Below are 17,795 nucleotides of genomic sequence, written 5' to 3'. Positions count from 1 at the left end.
CGCGCCAAGCGGCCGGACCCGTGCTGTGTCCGGCCGCCCGCCCCCGGGGCGGTAATCTCGAAGACCTGAGCCCGATGAACCACACCTTGGGGTTGTACAGCTGATGACCGCGATCTCTCTCGGTATCCCGTCCGTTCCGACGAAGCTCGCCGAGCGGCGCAAGAGCCGCCAGATCCAGGTCGGGTCGGTGGCCGTCGGCGGCGACGCCCCGGTGTCGGTGCAGTCGATGACCACCACCCGCACCTCCGACATCGGCGCCACGCTGCAGCAGATCGCCGAGCTGACCGCCTCCGGCTGCCAGATCGTGCGCGTCGCCTGCCCCACCCAGGACGACGCCGACGCGCTCCCGATCATCGCGAAGAAGTCGCAGATCCCGGTCATCGCCGACATCCACTTCCAGCCGAAGTACGTCTTCGCCGCCATCGACGCCGGCTGCGCCGCGGTCCGGGTGAACCCCGGCAACATCAAGCAGTTCGACGACAAGGTCAAGGAGATCGCCAAGGCCGCCGGCGACGCCGGCGTCCCGATCCGCATCGGCGTCAACGCCGGCTCCCTCGACCGCCGCCTGCTCCAGAAGTACGGCAAGGCCACCCCCGAGGCCCTCGTCGAGTCCGCCCTCTGGGAAGCCTCCCTCTTCGAGGAGCACGGCTTCCAGGACATCAAGATCTCGGTCAAGCACAACGACCCGGTCGTGATGGTCAACGCCTACCGCCAGCTCGCCGCCCAGTGCGACTACCCGCTGCACCTCGGCGTCACCGAGGCCGGCCCCGCCTTCCAGGGCACCATCAAGTCCGCCGTCGCCTTCGGCGCCCTGCTCGCCGAGGGCATCGGCGACACCATCCGGGTCTCCCTCTCCGCCCCGCCGGCCGAGGAGATCAAGGTCGGCATCCAGATCCTGGAGTCCCTGAACCTCCGCCAGCGCCGCCTGGAGATCGTCTCCTGCCCGTCCTGCGGCCGCGCCCAGGTCGACGTCTACAAGCTCGCCGAGGAGGTCACCGCCGGCCTCGACGGCATGACCGTCCCGCTGCGCGTCGCCGTCATGGGCTGCGTCGTCAACGGCCCCGGCGAGGCCCGCGAGGCCGACCTCGGCGTCGCCTCCGGCAACGGCAAGGGCCAGATCTTCGTCAAGGGCGAGGTCATCAAGACCGTCCCCGAGTCGAAGATCGTCGAGACCCTCATCGAGGAAGCCCTCAAGATCGCCGACCAGATGGAGAAGGACGGCGTCGCCTCCGGCGAGCCGACCGTCGCCGTCGCCGGCTGACGCCTCCTGCCGGACCCCGCAGCACGGAAACAAGCCCCTCCCGCCACGGGAGGGGCTTCTTTCGTACCTCCCCGAGGGCGGGAAGGGGCGGTAAAGTGCCAGGACCAGCAGAACCGTACGGTGAGGCCCCACGTGTTGACGCAATCATCGACGCGGGTCCTCGAACCCGCCGACCTCGGCGCCGCGCTCGCCGTCCTGGACAGCGCCCCCGTCGAGAACGCCTTCGTCGCCGCCCGCGTCCAGATCGCCGGCCTCGACCCCTGGCGCCTCGGCGGCGAGATGTGGGGCTGGTACGCCGACGGGCACCTGCGCTCGCTCTGCTACTCCGGCGCCAACCTCGTCCCCATCTGCGCCACCCCCGAGGCCGTCCGCGCCTTCGCCGACCGGGCCCGCCGCGTCGGCCGCCGCTGCTCCTCCATCGTCGGCCCCGCCGAACCCACCGCCCGGCTCTGGAGCCTCCTCGAACCCAGCTGGGGCCCCGCCCGCGACGTCCGCGCCCACCAGCCCCTGATGATCGCCGAGGAACCGTCCGCCACCGTCCCGCCCGACCCGCTGGTCCGCCGCGTCCGCAAGGACGAGATGGACGTGATCATGCCCGCCTGCGTGGCCATGTTCACCGAGGAGGTCGGCGTCTCCCCGATGGCCGGCGACGGCGGACTGCTCTACCAGGCCCGCGTCGCCGAGCTCGTCGGCGCCGGCCGCTCCTTCGCCCGCATCGAGGACGGCAAGGTCGTCTTCAAGGCCGAGATCGGCGCCGCCACCCGCCACGCCTGCCAGATCCAGGGCGTCTGGGTCGCCCCCGAACACCGCGGCAAGGGCCTGTCCGAGACCGGCATGGCCGCCGTCCTGCAGTACGCGCTCACCGACGTCGCCCCGGTCGTCAGCCTCTACGTCAACGACTACAACACCCCCGCCCGCGCCGCCTACCGCAAGGTCGGCTTCCAGGAGGTCGGCGCCTTCATGAGCGTGCTGTTCTGACCGGCTTGTAGGGTGCGGCGCATGGATGAGCGCATGGATGACACCGAGGTCGCGATCGCGCCGGTCGATCTCGCCGCACGGGTCGACGAGGCCCTGGCCGTACAGGCCGTCGCCTTCGGACTCGACGAGACCGAGGTCGCCGTACGCCGCCACATCGTCCTGCGCCACCTCCTCAGCCTCGGCGCCCGCGCCTTCGCCGCGACGACCCCCGACGACCGGCTCGTCGGCTTCGTCTACGGGATGCCCAACGACCGCACCCACTGGTGGTCCACCGTCGTCGAGCCGTACCTCCGCTCCGAGGGCCACGCCGCCTGGCTCCACGACGCCTTCGTCATCACCGAGCTGCACGTCCACCCCGACTTCCAGGGCAGGGGAGTGGGCCGCGCGCTGATCACCACCATCACCGACGGCTCCGACCTCCCGAAGTCGATCCTCTCCGCCATCGACACCGAGAGCCCCGCCCGCGGCCTGTACCGCTCGCTCGGCTACACCGACCTCGCCCGCCGCGTCCACTTCCCCAGCGCGCCCCGCCCCTACGCGGTGATGGGCGCGCCGCTGCCGCTGCGGCGCGCGCCCGGCACCCGGAACTGATTTCACCGTCCCGGGGCCGCCCGGCTAACCTCCTAGCCATCACCCTTTGTCCCGGCAGGAGTACGAGAACCATGGCCAACGCACCGGTCCAGCGCATGTCCCAGTTGATGGCGAAGACGCTGCGCGACGACCCGGCGGACGCCGAGGTCCTCAGCCACAAGCTCCTCGTCCGCGCCGGCTACGTCCGCCGCACCGCCGCCGGCATCTGGAGCTGGCTGCCCCTCGGCAAGAAGGTCCTCGCCAACGTCGAGCGGATCGTCCGTGAGGAGATGGACGCCATCGGCGCCCAGGAGGTGACCCTCCCGGCGCTGCTGCCCCGCGAGCCCTACGAGGCGACCGGCCGCTGGGACGAGTACGGCGCCGAGCTGTTCCGCCTCCAGGACCGCAAGGGCGGCGACTACCTCCTCGGCCCCACGCACGAGGAGATCTTCACCCTGCTGGTGAAGGACCAGTGCTCGTCCTACAAGGACCTGCCGGTGATCCTCTACCAGATCCAGACGAAGTTCCGCGACGAGGCCCGCCCCCGCGCCGGCATCCTGCGCGGCCGCGAGTTCCTCATGAAGGACTCGTACTCCTTCGACCTGGAGGACGAGGGCCTCGCCCACTCCTACGAGCTGCACCGCCGGGCCTACCAGCGCGTCTTCGAGCGCCTCGGCCTGGACTACCGCATCTGCGCCGCCACGGCGGGCGCGATGGGCGGCTCCAAGTCCGAGGAGTTCCTCGCCCCGGCCGAGGCCGGCGAGGACACCTTCGCCGACTGCCCGAACTGCGACTTCGCCGCCAACACGGAGGCGGTCTCCTACGAGCTGAAGCCGGTGGACGCCGCCGGTGTGCCCGCCGCCGAGGACATCCCCACCCCCGACACCCCCACCATCGAGACCCTGGCCGCCTCGCTCGGCGTGCCGGCCTCCGCGACGCTCAAGAACCTCCTGGTGAAGGTCGACGGCGAGATCGTCGCCGTGGGCGTGCCCGGCGACCGCGAGGTCGACCTGGGCAAGGTCGAGGCGCACTTCGCCCCCGCGGCCGTCGAGATGGTCACCGAGGCCGACTTCGCCGAGCGCCGTGACCTCGTCCGCGGCTACGTCGGCCCGCAGGGCCTCGACAAGGTGAAGTACGTCGCCGACCCGCGCGTCGCGCCCGGCACCGCGTGGATCACCGGCGCCAACAAGGAGGGCACGCACACGAAGAACGTCGTCGCCGGACGTGACTTCGAGGTCGAGGAGTACGTGGACGTCGTCGTCGTCGAGGAGGGCGACCCCTGCCCGAAGTGCGGCACCGGCCTGAAGCTGGACCGCGCCATCGAGATCGGCCACATCTTCCAGCTGGGCCGCAAGTACGCCGACGCGCTCAAGCTCGACGTCCTCGGCCAGAACGGCAAGCCGGTCCGCGTCACCATGGGCTCGTACGGCATCGGCGTCTCCCGCGCCGTCGCCGCGCTCGCCGAGCAGACCGCCGACGACAAGGGCCTGTGCTGGCCCGCCGAGGTCGCCCCGGCCGACGTCCACGTCGTCGCCGCCGGCAAGGCCCTCCAGACCGAGCTGGCCCTGGAGGTCTCCGACAGGCTCTCCGCCGCGGGCCTGCGCGTCCTCGTCGACGACCGCGCCGGTGTCTCCCCGGGCGTCAAGTTCACCGACTCGGAGCTCATCGGCGTCCCCAAGATCCTCGTCGCGGGCCGCCGCGCGGCCGAGGGCGTCCTCGAGCTGAAGGACCGCCGGACCGGCGAGCGCGAGGAACTGACGGTCGACGAGGCCATCGCCCGCCTCAGCGCCTGACGGCCCGGCTCCGCGTACGCGGCGGGGCATCGCCTCGTGGGCCCCGCCCCTCACCGGGGACGGTGCCCCGGGCGGCCCCACCGCGGGCCGGTGCGGCCTCCAGCCGGCGACCGCGGTGCCCACCCGCGCTCGGCGCGCGTGCGGCGTCGCCGTGCGCTTCCTGCCCTGCCGGGCGCCGCCCGCCCGGCGCGGGGCGTGCTCGTTGCGGGACGCCTCGGCCGGTTCACCGGGCGGAGCACACCCTCAGCACTCCCGTTGTGGGCATGTGTCCCGCTGGGGCCCCAGCGGGACACATGCCCACAACGGAGGTCGGTGAAGGGCACCATTCCAGGGGGTCGCAGGCCCTCCACGGAGGAGCAGCGGCAGCGCGCCCGGCGGGGCGACGGCCCGCACGGGGGTGGGGAGGTCACGCACGTGCGCGGCGGCCCGCACGGGAGCCGGGCGCGAGCCCAGGTCGCAGCTGTACGGGCACCCGGCACGAGCCCGAGGCCCGCACCCCGTCCCGCCAGGGACCCCTCAGCCGCCGTCCTCGTGCGGGGCCGGTTCCACCGACGTGCCCGTCAGGTCCTCGATCGCGTCCTGGGCCGCCGCCCGGCCCGCCGTGTACGCGTCGCTGCGCGGCGGCACCGTAGGTTCGTGGTACGCGTGGTGCTGGGCCGGCCCCGGCCCGGCGGGTGCCGCCCGCTCCAGGAACCGCAGCAGCTCCACCGGAATCGGCAGGACCAGCGTCGAGTTCTTCTCGGCGGCGACCGCCATGACCGTCTGCAGCAGCCGCAGCTGCAGCGCGGACGGCGCCTCCGCCATCTGGTGCGCCGCCTCCGCCAGCTTCTTCGACGCCTGCAGCTCCGCGTCCGCGTTGATCAGCCGCGCCCGCCGCTCCCGGTCAGCCTCCGCCTGCCGGGCCATCGACCGCTTCATGGTCTCCGGCAGCGAGACGTCCTTGATCTCGACCCGGTCGATCTGCACGCCCCACCCGATCGCCGGCGAGTCCAGCATCAGCTCCAGCCCCTGGTTGAGCTTCTCCCGGTTCGACAGCAGGTCGTCGAGGTCGCTCTTGCCGATGATCGACCGCAGCGAGGTCTGCGCCATCTGCGAGACGGCGAACTTGTAGTCCTCCACCCGCACCAGCGCCTCGGCCGCGTCGACCACCTTGAAGTAGACGACCGCGTCCACCCGCACCGTCACGTTGTCCCGGGTGATGCCCTCCTGCGCGGGCACGGGCATCGTGACGATCTGCATGTTCACCTTGTGCAGCCGGTCCACGCCGGGAACGATCATGGTGAAGCCGGGCTTGCGGACCTCACCGCGCAGCCGCCCGAAGCGGAACACCACGCCCCGTTCGTACTGCTTCACCACGCGCGCCGCGGCGCCCACGTACGCCACGGTCGCCGCCCCGGCTCCCGCGGCCGCCATCAACAGCTCTTCGATCATCACGGCCCCCTCAGGAAGGGTTAGAGCCAGCGTATGCCCCTAGAGCCAGCCCGCGAACTCGAACAGCAGCTCCGCGTCCGTCCGCCGGCCCGCCGTGAGCGCGCGGGTCGCGGACTCGACGGCGCGGAACAGGGTCCAGCCGCGCAGCCGCTCCCGGTCCAGCTCCAGGGAGTCCGCCAGCTTGTTCACCCGGCGCCGGGCCGTCGACGCGCCGGCCGAGCCGGCCACCAGGTCCTCCACCCGGTCCCGTACCAGCCGCGCCAGGTCGTAGGCGCGCTCGCCGACCAGGGGATCGGGGCCGACCGCGAGCCACGGCGCCCGGTCGCCGGCCAGCACCTTGCCCTGCCGGAAGCAGCCGTGCAGCAGCAGCGTCTCCGCCGGCCCGGCGACCAGCTCCGCGCGGGCGGCGAGCGCGGCCGCCACCAGCTCGCCCGCCTCGGCGTCGGCCCGGTGGGCGTCCATGGCCGCGGCCTGGCGGGCCGTCCGCTCGGCGACCGACTCGAAGCCGTGGCCCGCGGGCGGCTCCACCCACAGCTTCCGGACCGTCCCCGCGGCCTCCAGGAGGGCCTTGGCCTCCGGCAGCGAGCGCAGTGAGACGTCGGGGTGCAGCCGCTCCAGGAGCAGCGCGCCCTCCCGTGCCTGGTCGAGGAGCCGGACCGCGCCCCAGCCGTTCCAGTGGGCGAGCGCGTCCCGCTCCAGGTCCGGACGGGTGAATCCGGGCGCGATCTTCACGACGGCGCCGGGGACGAGGACGACGAGGCTGCTGCGCCCGCCGGGGGCGATCACCCGTTCGGCGGCGAGCCCGGTGTGTTCCAGGGTGTCCCGGGTGAGCTCCGGGAGCTCGTCGAGCCATCCGGCCGCGGCAGCGTCCCCGTACGTCTCGCGGAGAGCCCGCACCAGTCGCTGCGGCGGTTCGAAACCCATGCGTGCGTTGTTCCTTCGGCTCGGCTCAGGCCCGTTCGGCGAGCCCAGGAAAGGTTACGTCGGTGCCGCGCCAGCGGACCGCCCGCACCGCCGCCTCGCGCAGCGCGGACGCCGCGTCCCGGCGCAGCGCCCCGTCGGCGGAGCGCACCAGGTCCGAGTAGACGCCCGCGACCCGGTCCTCCAGGACGGCCGCGAGGCGGACGGCGGCGGCGCCGTCCGGCACCGGGAACGGCAGCGCGTAACCGGCGGCCGCGGCGACCGGCTCGCCGCCCAGGTCCCGTACCGTGCGGCGCAGCGCGTCGCGCCGAGCGCGGTGGGCCTCGTAGGCGGCGGTGGCCTCCGGGCGCCGTTCCTCGCCGACGCGGGCGCCGACGACCCCGTAGCCGTACACGGCGGCGTGTTCGGCGGCGAGTGCGGCCTGGGCCGCGTCGAGCGCCGTCATCCCCGGCCCCCTTCGGTCGGAGCGGTCGTCGCAGCGGTCAGCAGGAAGGCGTGGGCCGCCCCGGAGGCCGCGACGGAGGCGAGCAGCCGGGCGTACTCGGGCGGCGCGGTCAGGAGCGCGGCCGTGTGGGCGTCGGCGGCCGCCCGTTCGGCGGTGGCGAGCGTCTTCAGCGCCGCCTCCGGGTCGGCCGGTACGCGGACGAAGGCGAGCGACCGGGACGGCGACGGAGAGCCGGAGGGGGCGGCGGAGTCCGGGGCGGCGGGGGCGGCGGACGCGGAGGAGCCCGGGGCCGGGCCCGTGCCGTCCTCGCCCAGGGCCTTCACGTGGGCCGCCACCGAGGCCCGCAGCGGCGCCAGCCGGGCGGCGAGCACCGGATGCCCGGAGAGGACGGCGTCGTACCGGAGCAGCAGGTCCCGGCTGGTGTGCGCCGAGCGGGCGCGCAGGGCCGCCTCCGCGGCCGCCGCCCGTTCGGCCGCGTCCGGCTTCCTCGGGCCGTCGTTGCGGCCGGACGTACAGCCCGCGAGGGTCGTCGCCGCGCCCGCCGCGAGGAGCGCGCGCCTGCCCACTGTCGTCACGCCTACTCCCTCGCGTGTTCGAATCACTCGAAGATCACCGCAGGCGAGCGTACCCGCGGCCCCCGGCCAGGTGGACGGCAACACCCTCCTGGACCGGATACCCTTTGATCTGACACGCGACGAACCCACAACAGCACACGCGGCCGAGGAGTCACCCGGATGAGCACCACCCAGAGCGAACGGCTGCGCGGTCTTCTGGAGCCGCTCGTTCACGCGAAGGACCTCGACCTCGAAGAGATCGAGGTGTCCCGGGCCGGCCGCCGCGGACTGCTGAGGGTCATCGTCGATTCGGACGAGGGCGTCGAGCTGGACGCCTGTGCCGAGCTGAGCCGCGTGATCTCCGAGAAGCTGGACGAGACCGACGCGATGGGCGAGGGCGAGTACGTCCTCGAAGTCAGCTCGCCGGGCGCCGACCGCCCTCTCACCCAGCACCGCCACTACGTGCGCGCCACCGGCCGCCTCGTCAAGCTGCAGCTGACCCCGGAGGCGGGCGGCGGCGAGGTCGTCACCCGCATCGTCGCCGTGGACGAGGACGGTCTGGACACCGAGGTGCCGGGCGTGAAGGGCCGCAAGGCCACCGCCCGCCGCGTGGAGTTCGCCGAGATCGCGAAGGCGCGTGTCGAGATCGAGTTCAACCGCAAGGACAAGAAGGAAGAGGAGGCGTAGCCGTGGACATCGACGTGAAGCTCCTGAAGGGCTTGGCACAGGAGAAGGAAATCTCCTTCGAGATGCTGGTCGAGGCGATCGAGTCGGCCCTCCTCATCGCGTACCACCGCACCCCCGACGCCCGCCGCCACGCGCGCGTGGAGCTGGACAAGAGCACCGGTCACGTGACGGTGTGGGCGAAGGAGGACCCCTCCGAGCTGGAGGAGGGGCAGCAGCCGAAGGAGTTCGACGACACGCCGTCGGACTTCGGCCGGATTGCGGCGAGCACCGCCCGCCAGGTCATCCAGCAGCGGCTGCGGGACGCCGAGAACGACGTCACCTTCGGCGAGTACGCCCGCCGCGAGGGCGACATCGTGGCCGGCCAGGTGCAGCAGGGCAAGGACCCGAAGAACGTCCTGGTCAAGCTCGACGACAAGCTGGAGGCCATCCTGCCGGTGCAGGAGCAGGTGCCCGGCGAGGAGTACACGCACGGCCTGCGGCTGCGCACGTACGTCGTACGGGTGGCCAAGGGCGTCCGCGGCCCGTCCGTCACCCTCTCGCGCACCCACCCCAATCTGGTGAAGAAGCTCTTCGCCCTGGAGGTGCCGGAGATCGCCGACGGTTCCGTCGAGATCGCCGCCATCGCCCGTGAGGCCGGTCACCGCACCAAGATCGCCGTCCGTTCCACCCGTTCGGGCCTGAACGCCAAGGGCGCCTGCATCGGCCCCATGGGCAGCCGGGTGCGCAACGTGATGGCGGAGCTGCTCGGCGAGAAGATCGACATCGTCGACTGGTCGGACGACCCGGCCGAGATGGTGGCGAACGCCCTGTCCCCGGCGCGGGTCTCCAAGGTCGAGATCGTCGACCTGGCCGCCCGTTCGGCCCGGGTGACGGTGCCCGACTACCAGCTGTCGCTGGCCATCGGCAAGGAGGGCCAGAACGCCCGGCTGGCCGCGCGGCTCACCGGCTGGCGGATCGACATCCGCCCCGACACCGAGCAGCCGGACGACGCGGCTCACTGATTCTTTTTGGCCAACGACTGTTCGATTTTTGCCCCGAACGGGTGAGGTCGGTACGGGGAGGTAGACTTAAGCGTGTCTGGCCGGACGCATGCCCGCGCGTGCCCTGAGCGAACCTGTGTGGGATGCCGGGAGCGAGCGGCCAAGAGCGATCTGCTGCGGATCGTGATGAATAAGGACGAGTGCGTTCCGGATCATCGCGGTACGCTGCCCGGCCGGGGTGCTTATCTGCACCCCGCCTCGGTCTGTCTCGACCTGGCGGTGCGTCGCCGGGCGTTCCCGAGGGCCTTCAGGGTCCAGGGTCCGCTCGACACGACGGCGCTTCGCGAAGACGTCGAGCAGGCGGCACCGTAGAGATGTACGGCACGAAGAAGTACGGCACGGAACACCGTGCGGTCAGGTACCTCGCGAGTTGGAAGTAGGTCGAGATTGCGATGAGCACTCGATGAGTACGCGATGAGTACGCCCATGAAGTAGCGACGGTCCGGCGGTAACCGGACCTCAAAGGAGCGAAGTGGCTAAGGTCCGGGTATACGAACTCGCCAAGGAGTTCGGTGTGGAGAGCAAGGTCGTCATGGCCAAGCTCCAAGAACTCGGTGAGTTCGTCCGTTCGGCGTCCTCGACGATCGAGGCGCCGGTCGTGCGCAAGTTGACTGATGCACTGCAGGGTCCCGGCGGCAACGCCGGCAAGACCGCTGCGAAGCCGGGTGCGCCCCGCAAGGCGACGCCCGCCCCCAAGCCGGCCCCCGCGCCCTCCCCGGCGCAGGCCGCACGTCCGGCTGCCCCGAAGCCTGGCGCGCCCACCCCGGCGCCCAAGCCCGCGGCTGCCGAGAAGCCCGCAGCGGCCCCCGCCGCCCCGGGCCCCCGTCCCACCCCGGGTCCGAAGCCCGCGGCCGCGCCCAAGCCGGCGCCCGCCGCCCCGGCTCCGACCACCCCGGAGTTCACCGCGCCTCCGTCGGCCCCGGCCGCCGGTCCGCGCCCCGGCGCGGCCCCCGGTCCGCGCCCGACCGGCGCCCGCCCGGGCCAGCAGGCCCCGCGCCCCGGTCAGCAGGCTCCCCGTCCCGGCGGCCAGCAGGCCCCGCGTCCGGGTGCCCGTCCGGCCGGTCCCCGTCCGGGCAACAACCCCTTCACCTCCGGTGGCTCCACCGGCATGGCGCGTCCCCAGACGCCCCGTCCGGGTGGCGGCGCGCCGCGTCCCGGCGGCCAGGGCGCCGTTCCGGGCGCTCCGCGTCCGCAGGGTCCCGGCTCCGTGCCCGGCGCCCCGCGTCCGCAGGGCCAGGGTGCGCGACCGACCCCCGGTGGCATGCCCCGTCCGCAGGCTCCCCGTCCGGGCGGCGCGCCCGGCGGCAACCGTCCGAACCCGGGCATGATGCCGCAGCGTCCCGCTGCCGGCCCGCGTCCGGGCCCCGGCGGCCGTGGCCCGGGTGGCCCCGGCGGCCGTCCCGGCGGTCCCGGCGGCGGCGGTCGTCCCGGCTTCGCCGGTCGTCCGGCCGGTCCCGGCGGCGGTGGCGGCGGCTTCGCCGGCCGTCCCGGCGGTCCCGGTGGCGGCGGCGGTCGCCCGGGTGGTCCCGGCGGCGGTGGCGGCGGCTTCGGCGGTCGTCCCGGCGGCTTCGGCGGCCGTCCCGGCGGCCCGGGTGGCCGTGGTGGCACGCAGGGCGCCTTCGGTCGTCCCGGCGGTCCCGCGCGTCGCGGTCGCAAGTCGAAGCGGCAGAGGCGCCAGGAGTACGAGGCCATGCAGGCCCCGTCCGTGGGCGGCGTGATGCTGCCTCGCGGCAACGGCGAGACCATTCGCCTGTCGCGCGGTGCGTCCCTCACCGACTTCGCGGAGAAGATCAACGCCAACCCGGCGTCGCTCGTCGCGGTCATGATGAACCTCGGCGAGATGGTCACGGCCACGCAGTCCGTCTCCGACGAGACGCTGCAGCTCCTCGGCGACGAGATGAACTACACCGTTCAGATCGTCTCGCCGGAGGAGGAGGACCGTGAGCTGCTCGAGTCCTTCGACATCGAGTTCGGCGAGGACGAGGGCGGCGAGGAAGAGCTCGTCTCCCGTCCGCCGGTCGTGACCGTCATGGGTCACGTCGACCACGGTAAGACCCGACTCCTCGACGCCATCCGCAAGACCAACGTGGTCGCGGGCGAGGCCGGTGGCATCACCCAGCACATCGGTGCCTACCAGGTCGCCACCCGCGTCAACGACGAGGACCGGGCCATCACCTTCATCGACACCCCGGGTCACGAGGCGTTCACCGCCATGCGTGCCCGTGGTGCGAAGTCGACCGACATCGCGATCCTCGTGGTGGCGGCCAACGACGGTGTGATGCCCCAGACGATCGAGGCGCTGAACCACGCCAAGGCGGCCGACGTGCCGATCGTGGTCGCGGTCAACAAGATCGACGTCGAGGGCGCGGACCCGACCAAGGTGCGCGGTCAGCTGACCGAGTTCGGTCTGGTCGCGGAGGAGTACGGCGGCGACACCATGTTCGTCGACATCTCCGCCAAGCAGGGCCTGAACATCGACAAGCTGCTCGAGGCGGTCGTCCTGACCGCCGACGCCGCCCTGGACCTGCGGGCCAACCCGAACCAGGACGCGCAGGGCATCGCGATCGAGTCCCACCTCGACCGCGGCCGCGGTGCGGTCTCGACCGTCCTCGTCCAGCGCGGCACGCTGCGCATCGGCGACACGATGGTCGTCGGCGACGCGTACGGCCGTGTCCGGGCCATGCTCGACGACAAGGGCAACAACGTCGAGGAGGCGACCCCGTCGACTCCGGTCCTGGTCCTGGGTCTCACCAACGTCCCGGGCGCCGGCGACAACTTCCTCGTCGTCGACGAGGACCGCACGGCCCGCCAGATCGCCGAGAAGCGCGCCGCGCGGGAGCGCAACGCCGCCTTCGCCAAGCGCGTCCGCCGGGTGTCCCTCGAGGACCTCGACAAGGTGCTCAAGGCCGGCCAGGTCCAGGAACTCAACCTCATCATCAAGGGCGACGCGTCCGGTGCGGTCGAGGCCCTCGAGTCCTCGCTGCTCCAGCTCGACGTCGGTGAAGAGGTCGACATCCGCGTCCTGCACCGCGGTGTGGGTGCGGTCACCGAGTCCGACATCGACCTGGCCATGGGCTCCGACGCCATCGTCATCGGCTACAACGTCCGCGCGGCCGGCCGTGCCGCGCAGATGGCGGAGCGCGAGGGCGTCGACGTCCGGTACTACTCGGTCATCTACCAGGCGATCGAGGAGATCGAGGCGGCGCTCAAGGGCCTCCTCAAGCCGGAGTACGAAGAGGTCGAGCTCGGTACGGCGGAGATCCGCGAGGTCTTCCGCTCGTCCAAGCTGGGCAACATCGCCGGTGTCCTCATCCGCTCCGGCGAGGTCAGGCGCAACACCAAGGCGCGCCTCATCCGCGACGGCAAGGTCGTGGCCGAGAACCTCAACATCGAGGGTCTGCGCCGCTTCAAGGACGACGTCACCGAGATCCGCGAAGGCTTCGAGGGCGGTATCAACCTCGGAAACTTCAACGACATCAAGGTCGACGACGTCATCGCGACCTACGAGATGCGCGAGAAGCCGCGCTCGTAACGCACAGCGCGAGGACCGGGGCCGGTCGGCGGAGTATTTCCGTCGATCGGCCCCGGCCGTTGCGTGTACGGTTTTGATGTTCCTGCCGGGCCGTCGCCCGGCAGGCCGTCGAACCCGAACCGGCGGGACATCCGGCACCGCATGTACGTGGGGACCCTGTCCTTCGATCTGCTCCTCGGCGACGTTCATTCGTTGAAGGAGAAACGCTCCGTCGTCCGGCCCATCGTCGCCGAGCTCCAGCGCAAGTTCTCCGTGAGCGCGGCCGAGGTGGGCGACCAGGACCTCCACCGCAGAGCCCGTGTCGGGGTCGCGCTGGTCGCCGGGGACGCGGGGTTCGTGTCGGACGTGCTCGACCGCTGTGAGCGGCTGGTCGCGGCCCGGCCCGAGGTGGAGCTGCTGTCGGTGCGCCGCAGACTCCACACTGATGAAGACTGAATGAGCAAGGCAAAGAAGGAGAAGGACCAGTGGCCGACAACGCGCGGGCGAAGAAACTGGCGGACCTCATCCGGGAGGTGGTCGCCGAGAAGCTGCAGCGCGGCATCAAGGACCCGCGCCTGGGTACGCACGTGACCATCACGGACACCCGCGTCACCGGTGACCTGCGGGAGGCCACGGTCTTCTACACGGTCTACGGCGACGAGGAGGAGCGGGCCAGCGCCGCCGCCGGCCTGGAGAGCGCCAAGGGCGTCCTGCGCTCGGCCGTCGGCCGGGCCGCGGGCACCAAGTTCACCCCGACGCTCACCTTCGTGGCCGACGCCCTGCCGGAGACCGCCCGGAACATCGAGGACCTCCTCGACCAGGCGCGGGCCTCCGACGCCAAGGTGCGCGAGGCGTCCTCGGGCGCCACGTTCGCCGGCGACGCCGACCCGTACAAGAAGCCCGGCGAGGACGAAGCCGCCGAATGAGCAAGGCAACCACCACCACGCCCGACGGGCTTGTCATCGTCGACAAGCCGTCGGGCTTCACTTCGCACGACGTCGTGGCCAAGATGCGCGGGATCGCCAGGACCCGCCGGGTCGGCCACGCCGGCACGCTCGACCCCATGGCCACGGGCGTCCTCGTCCTCGGCGTGGAGCGGGCGACCAAGCTGCTCGGTCACCTCGCACTGACCGAGAAGGAGTACCTGGGCACGATCCGCCTCGGGCAGACCACGATCACCGACGACGCCGAGGGCGAGATCACGGCGTCGGTCGACGCGTCGAAGGTCACCCGCGCGCAGATCGACGCGGGCGTGGCCGAGCTCACCGGCGCCATCATGCAGGTGCCGTCGAAGGTCTCCGCGATCAAGATCGACGGCAAGCGGTCCTACGCGCGCGTGCGCGGCGGCGAGGAGTTCGAGATCCCGGCCCGTCCGGTCACCGTCTCCTCCTTCCAGGTGTACGACGTGCGCGAGGCCACCGCCGAGGACGGCACCCCCGTCGTCGACCTCGTCGTCTCCGTCGTCTGCTCCTCCGGCACCTACATCCGGGCGCTCGCCCGCGACCTGGGCGCCGGACTCGGCGTGGGCGGCCACCTGACCGCCCTGCGCCGCACCCGGGTCGGCCCGTACAAGCTCGACGCGGCCCGCACCCTGGACCAGCTCCAGGCGGAGCTGACGGTCATGCCGGTCGCCGAGGCGGCCGCGGCGGCGTTCCCGCGCTGGGACGTCGACGAGAAGCGGGCACGGCTGCTCCTGAACGGCGTCCGCCTGGAGATGCCGGAGTACCCGGCGGGCCCGGTCGCGGTCTTCGGTCCGGACGGGCGGCTGCTCGCCCTGGTCGAGGCGCAGCGGGGCAAGGCGAAGAGCCTGGCCGTCTTCGGCTGAGCCGGATCGCGTCCCTCGGGCTCGTGGGCGGGGCACCCCAGGGTGCCCCGCCCCCTTTTTTGCCCCCCGTTCACCCCATCGGGCAGGCGCTCGAAGTGAACGGGGGGAGCGCGAGGGGGCGCGTTCGGCCGGTGCGCTGCCCCGGTGATCACCGGACGCCTACCGTCGAACCATGGGGAGCGGGAATCGGACGACGCTGGTACGGATCGAGGATCCGTCCGGCCGCTCCGTCGGCACCGGATTCCTCGTCGACCACCACGGCACCGTCCTCACCGGCCACGAGGTCGTCGCCACCGCCGGCCCCGAGGGCCTGCTGCTGCGCGCCCCCGGCGGCCCGAGCCGCCGCGCCACGCCCGCCGACATCACCCCGCTGCCCGACAGCGGGCTCGCCCTCGTCCGCACCGACGGCCTGGACGCCCGCCCGCTGCCGCTCTCCGCCCGGCGGGACCTCGAACCCGGCACATACGTACGGATCGAGGCCCACGGCTGGCGCGAGGCCCGCGTGCTCGGCGCCACCGCGGGAGGCGCGCTCGAACTCGCCATCGGCACCGAGGGCGCCGAAGCCCTGCGCGACGGCGGCCCCGCCGCCGGAGGCCCCGTCCTCGACCCCGTCACCGGAGCCGTCCTCGCCGTCCTCGGCACCGCCCGCCACGGCGACCGGCGCGCCGCCGGCCACGCCCTGCCCGTCCCGCCCACCGGGCCGCTCGCCCCGCTCCTGCGGCGCAACGCCGCCACCGTCCCCTGCTACGGCCGCGACCTCAACGCGGCCGGCGTCCTGGAGCTCACCGCGACGACGACCGGCACGCACGAGGACCTTCCGCCCGCCCGCGTCCACGACGACGGCACCACTCCCGTCCTCGCCGTCGTCGGCGCCCCCGGCACCGGCCGCAGCACCGCCCTCGCGGGACTCGCCGCCGCCCGCGCCCACGGGCCGGAGCCCGCGCCGACCGTCTGGCTGCGCGGCGCCGACCTGCGCGCCGGCGACCGCTCCGTCGCCGACGCCGTCGGCCGCGCCCTGCGCCGGGCCGGCAGGGTCGCCGCCGCCTCGGGCACCCCCGGCGACCCCGCCGCCGTCACCCCCGAGCAGGCCGCCGCCCACGGCCCCCTCCTCGTCCTCCTCGACGCCCCCGAGGAGATGCCGCCGCACCTCGCCCACCGCCTCGCCGCCTGGACCGCCGCCACCGAACGGTGGCTCGGCGACCACGGCGCCCGCCTCGTCGTCGCCTGCCGCCCCGAGCACTGGGAGCAGGCGAGCGGGCTGTACGGGACGCAGCCCCGGGCCGTCGTCCTCGGCGACCTCACCGAGGCGGAGGCGGCCGAGGCCCGGCGGCGCCTCGGGATCCCCGACGACGCCCTCGCCGAGGAGGACGCCCGCCACCCGCTCGCCCTGCGGCTCCTCGGCGAGGTCCGGGCGGCCGCCCGCGGCGACCTGCCGGGGCGGCCCGACCGGCACGAGATCTTCCAGGCCCACCTGGACCTGATGTGCCTGCGCGTCGCCGTACGCATCGCCGCCGCCCGCCGTCCCTTCCTGCGGGGCACCGCCGTGCGCCGCCTCGCCGCCCGCGTCAGCGGCCGGGTCCACGAGGCCGCCCGCCGCTGCCTCGGCCCCGGCCAGGGCGAACTGGACCGCGCGTCCTTCGAGGAGCTCTTCCCCTGGAGCACCGGCTGGGCCTCCGCCGTCCTCACCGAGTCCCTCCTCGTCCCCGCGGGCGCCGGCTACCGCTTCGCCCACGAGGAGGTCGCCGACTGGCTCCAGGGCACCCACCTCGACATCGACCGCGCCCTCGACACCCTGATCCACCACCCGGCCCCCCTCCCCGTCCCCCGCCACCGCATCGGACCCGTCCTCCAGTCCCTCCACCACCTCCACCACGACCACGGCCCGACCGCGCTGATCCCACGCCTGACGCACCTGGTGGACGCGCTGGAGAGCTTCGGGCCAGGGGCGGGGGCAGCAGCTCTGGGGGCCGGCCCGGGGCGCGAAGCGCCGGACGCCGTGTGGCCGGCGGCTGCCGAGGAGCCCGACGGCGTGGCGGCTTCGCAGGCGCCGCGTGCGTACGGGACGCAAGGCGGGGCCGGTGTGCCCGAAGCCGTGCCGCCGGTCACGGGTGAGGGCTCCTCGTCCGCCCCTCCCGCCCGGGGGCGGCACCGGGCGGGCGCGGCCCCGGCACCTGCGGCCGCGGACGCGGTCGGGCGCGGGCCGGCAGGGGGGCCCGGAACCGGCGCGGGCGCGTGGTGCGCCTCGGGCGTGGCCCGACCCGTCCTGGCGGACACCGGCGTGGCCCCCGCCGCCGGGCCGGCGGAGCCGACGGCCCGGGCTGCGGCCGACGGACCCGGCCGCGAGGGACCGCACGGCCCGGCCGCAGCGCCTGTGGCATGGGCCGCCGCGCCGGCGCCCGGCGCCCCTGGAGCCGCCCCGGCGGCGGATAGCGCACACCCGGCGCGGGCCGTCGGTGCCGTCACCTGGGGTGTCGCGGCGCCCGCCCCGGCCGCAGGTGGAGGCGCGGCCTCCTCCAGCGCCCGGGAGTGGCCCGCCACGGCGCCGTCCGGTGCGGCGCACCTGGGGGCCTCCTCCAGCGCCCGGGAGTGGCCCGCCACGGCGCCGTCCGGTGCGGCGCACCTGGGGGCCGCCTCCGGGCAGCGCGCGGCAGTCGACGGTCCGCAAGAGGGGCCCGGACCCGGCCGGTCCGGGGACCCGGGTGGTGTCGCCCCTCCCGTGCCGGGATCCGAGAGCGGCCCCGCCGGCAGCCCGGAGGCGCCCGCTCCGGACGCGCCGGTG

At 73.7% G+C, this 17,795-nt stretch carries 15 protein-coding genes and 1 pseudogene; 12 read left to right on the top strand and 4 right to left on the bottom strand.

Annotation, left to right across the window (positions count from 1 at the left end; translation table 11 throughout):
- Positions 1-103 precede the first annotated feature (103 nt).
- The 4 genes from ispG to ABD954_RS08720 all read left to right on the top strand — a co-directional run bounded on the left by ispG (position 104) and on the right by ABD954_RS08720 (position 4,602).
- A complete protein-coding gene (gene ispG / locus ABD954_RS08735) occupies positions 104-1,261 on the top strand; it encodes a flavodoxin-dependent (E)-4-hydroxy-3-methylbut-2-enyl-diphosphate synthase (RefSeq protein ID WP_345485275.1) in 1,158 nt (385 codons plus the stop codon).
- A 132-nt stretch (positions 1,262-1,393) separates the two neighbouring features.
- Complete coding sequence (locus ABD954_RS08730; protein WP_345485273.1) at positions 1,394-2,239, top strand: GNAT family N-acetyltransferase; 846 nt, start codon at positions 1,394-1,396, stop codon at positions 2,237-2,239.
- Positions 2,240-2,272: 33 nt separating this feature from the next.
- Positions 2,273-2,830 carry a GNAT family N-acetyltransferase gene (locus ABD954_RS08725; RefSeq protein WP_345485272.1) on the top strand — a complete coding sequence of 186 codons (558 nt, stop codon included), beginning with the start codon at positions 2,273-2,275 and terminating at the stop codon, positions 2,828-2,830.
- A gap of 71 nt (positions 2,831-2,901) precedes the next feature.
- A complete protein-coding gene (locus ABD954_RS08720; protein ID WP_345485270.1) occupies positions 2,902-4,602 on the top strand; it encodes a proline--tRNA ligase in 1,701 nt (566 codons plus the stop codon).
- 516 nt (positions 4,603-5,118) lie between these two features.
- On the opposite strand, the gene ABD954_RS08715 is transcribed toward ABD954_RS08720, so the two are convergent.
- From ABD954_RS08715 to ABD954_RS08700, 4 genes are read right to left on the bottom strand one after another with little or no spacing between them, the layout of a single operon-like run.
- Positions 5,119-6,033: a slipin family protein gene (locus tag ABD954_RS08715; RefSeq protein ID WP_345485268.1), complete on the bottom strand. Its 915-nt coding sequence runs from the start codon at positions 6,031-6,033 to the stop codon at positions 5,119-5,121.
- 39 nt (positions 6,034-6,072) lie between these two features.
- A complete protein-coding gene (locus tag ABD954_RS08710) occupies positions 6,073-6,957 on the bottom strand; it encodes an aminoglycoside phosphotransferase family protein (RefSeq protein WP_345485266.1) in 885 nt (294 codons plus the stop codon).
- 25 nt (positions 6,958-6,982) lie between these two features.
- Positions 6,983-7,399 carry a ferritin-like domain-containing protein gene (locus ABD954_RS08705; protein ID WP_345485264.1) on the bottom strand — a complete coding sequence of 139 codons (417 nt, stop codon included), beginning with the start codon at positions 7,397-7,399 and terminating at the stop codon, positions 6,983-6,985.
- Complete coding sequence (locus ABD954_RS08700) at positions 7,396-7,974, bottom strand: hypothetical protein (protein ID WP_345485262.1); 579 nt, start codon at positions 7,972-7,974, stop codon at positions 7,396-7,398. Before ABD954_RS08700 ends, ABD954_RS08705 begins: the two co-directional genes overlap by 4 nt.
- 159 nt (positions 7,975-8,133) lie before the next feature.
- On the opposite strand from ABD954_RS08700, the gene rimP reads away from it, so the two are divergent.
- The 8 genes and pseudogenes from rimP to ABD954_RS33605 all read left to right on the top strand — a co-directional run.
- The gene (gene rimP / locus ABD954_RS08695; protein ID WP_345485260.1) at positions 8,134-8,640 is read left to right on the top strand and encodes a ribosome maturation factor RimP; all 507 of its coding nucleotides are present in this window, start codon (positions 8,134-8,136) and stop codon (positions 8,638-8,640) included.
- 2 nt (positions 8,641-8,642) lie between these two features.
- A complete protein-coding gene (gene nusA, locus ABD954_RS08690; protein WP_345485258.1) occupies positions 8,643-9,641 on the top strand; it encodes a transcription termination factor NusA in 999 nt (332 codons plus the stop codon).
- A 72-nt stretch (positions 9,642-9,713) separates the two neighbouring features.
- A complete protein-coding gene (locus ABD954_RS08685) occupies positions 9,714-9,992 on the top strand; it encodes a YlxR family protein (protein WP_345485256.1) in 279 nt (92 codons plus the stop codon).
- A gap of 160 nt (positions 9,993-10,152) precedes the next feature.
- Entirely contained in the window at positions 10,153-13,212 is a 3,060-nt protein-coding gene (gene infB, locus ABD954_RS08680; protein WP_345485254.1) for a translation initiation factor IF-2, read from the top strand.
- 141 nt (positions 13,213-13,353) lie between these two features.
- On the top strand, positions 13,354-13,647 hold the full coding sequence (locus tag ABD954_RS08675; protein WP_345485252.1) for a DUF503 domain-containing protein: 294 nt from the start codon (positions 13,354-13,356) through the stop codon (positions 13,645-13,647).
- Between the two features lie 29 nt (positions 13,648-13,676).
- Positions 13,677-14,117 (top strand): 30S ribosome-binding factor RbfA, encoded by a 441-nt coding sequence (gene rbfA, locus ABD954_RS08670; RefSeq protein ID WP_345485250.1) that lies wholly within the window; start codon positions 13,677-13,679, stop codon positions 14,115-14,117.
- On the top strand, positions 14,114-15,016 hold the full coding sequence (truB, locus tag ABD954_RS08665; RefSeq protein ID WP_345485248.1) for a tRNA pseudouridine(55) synthase TruB: 903 nt from the start codon (positions 14,114-14,116) through the stop codon (positions 15,014-15,016). Before rbfA ends, truB begins: the two co-directional genes overlap by 4 nt.
- Positions 15,017-15,188: 172 nt before the next feature.
- Positions 15,189-17,012: pseudogene (locus ABD954_RS33605) on the top strand (S1 family peptidase); the annotation flags it as partial.
- Positions 17,013-17,795: the final 783 nt, after the last annotated feature.

The organism is Streptomyces roseoviridis (assembly GCF_039535235.1).
Taxonomy (GTDB): Bacteria; Actinomycetota; Actinomycetes; order Streptomycetales; family Streptomycetaceae; genus Streptomyces; species Streptomyces roseoviridis.
The sequence above is the reverse complement of the archived record's forward strand: the minus strand, read 5'-3'. Positions and strand labels throughout refer to the sequence as shown.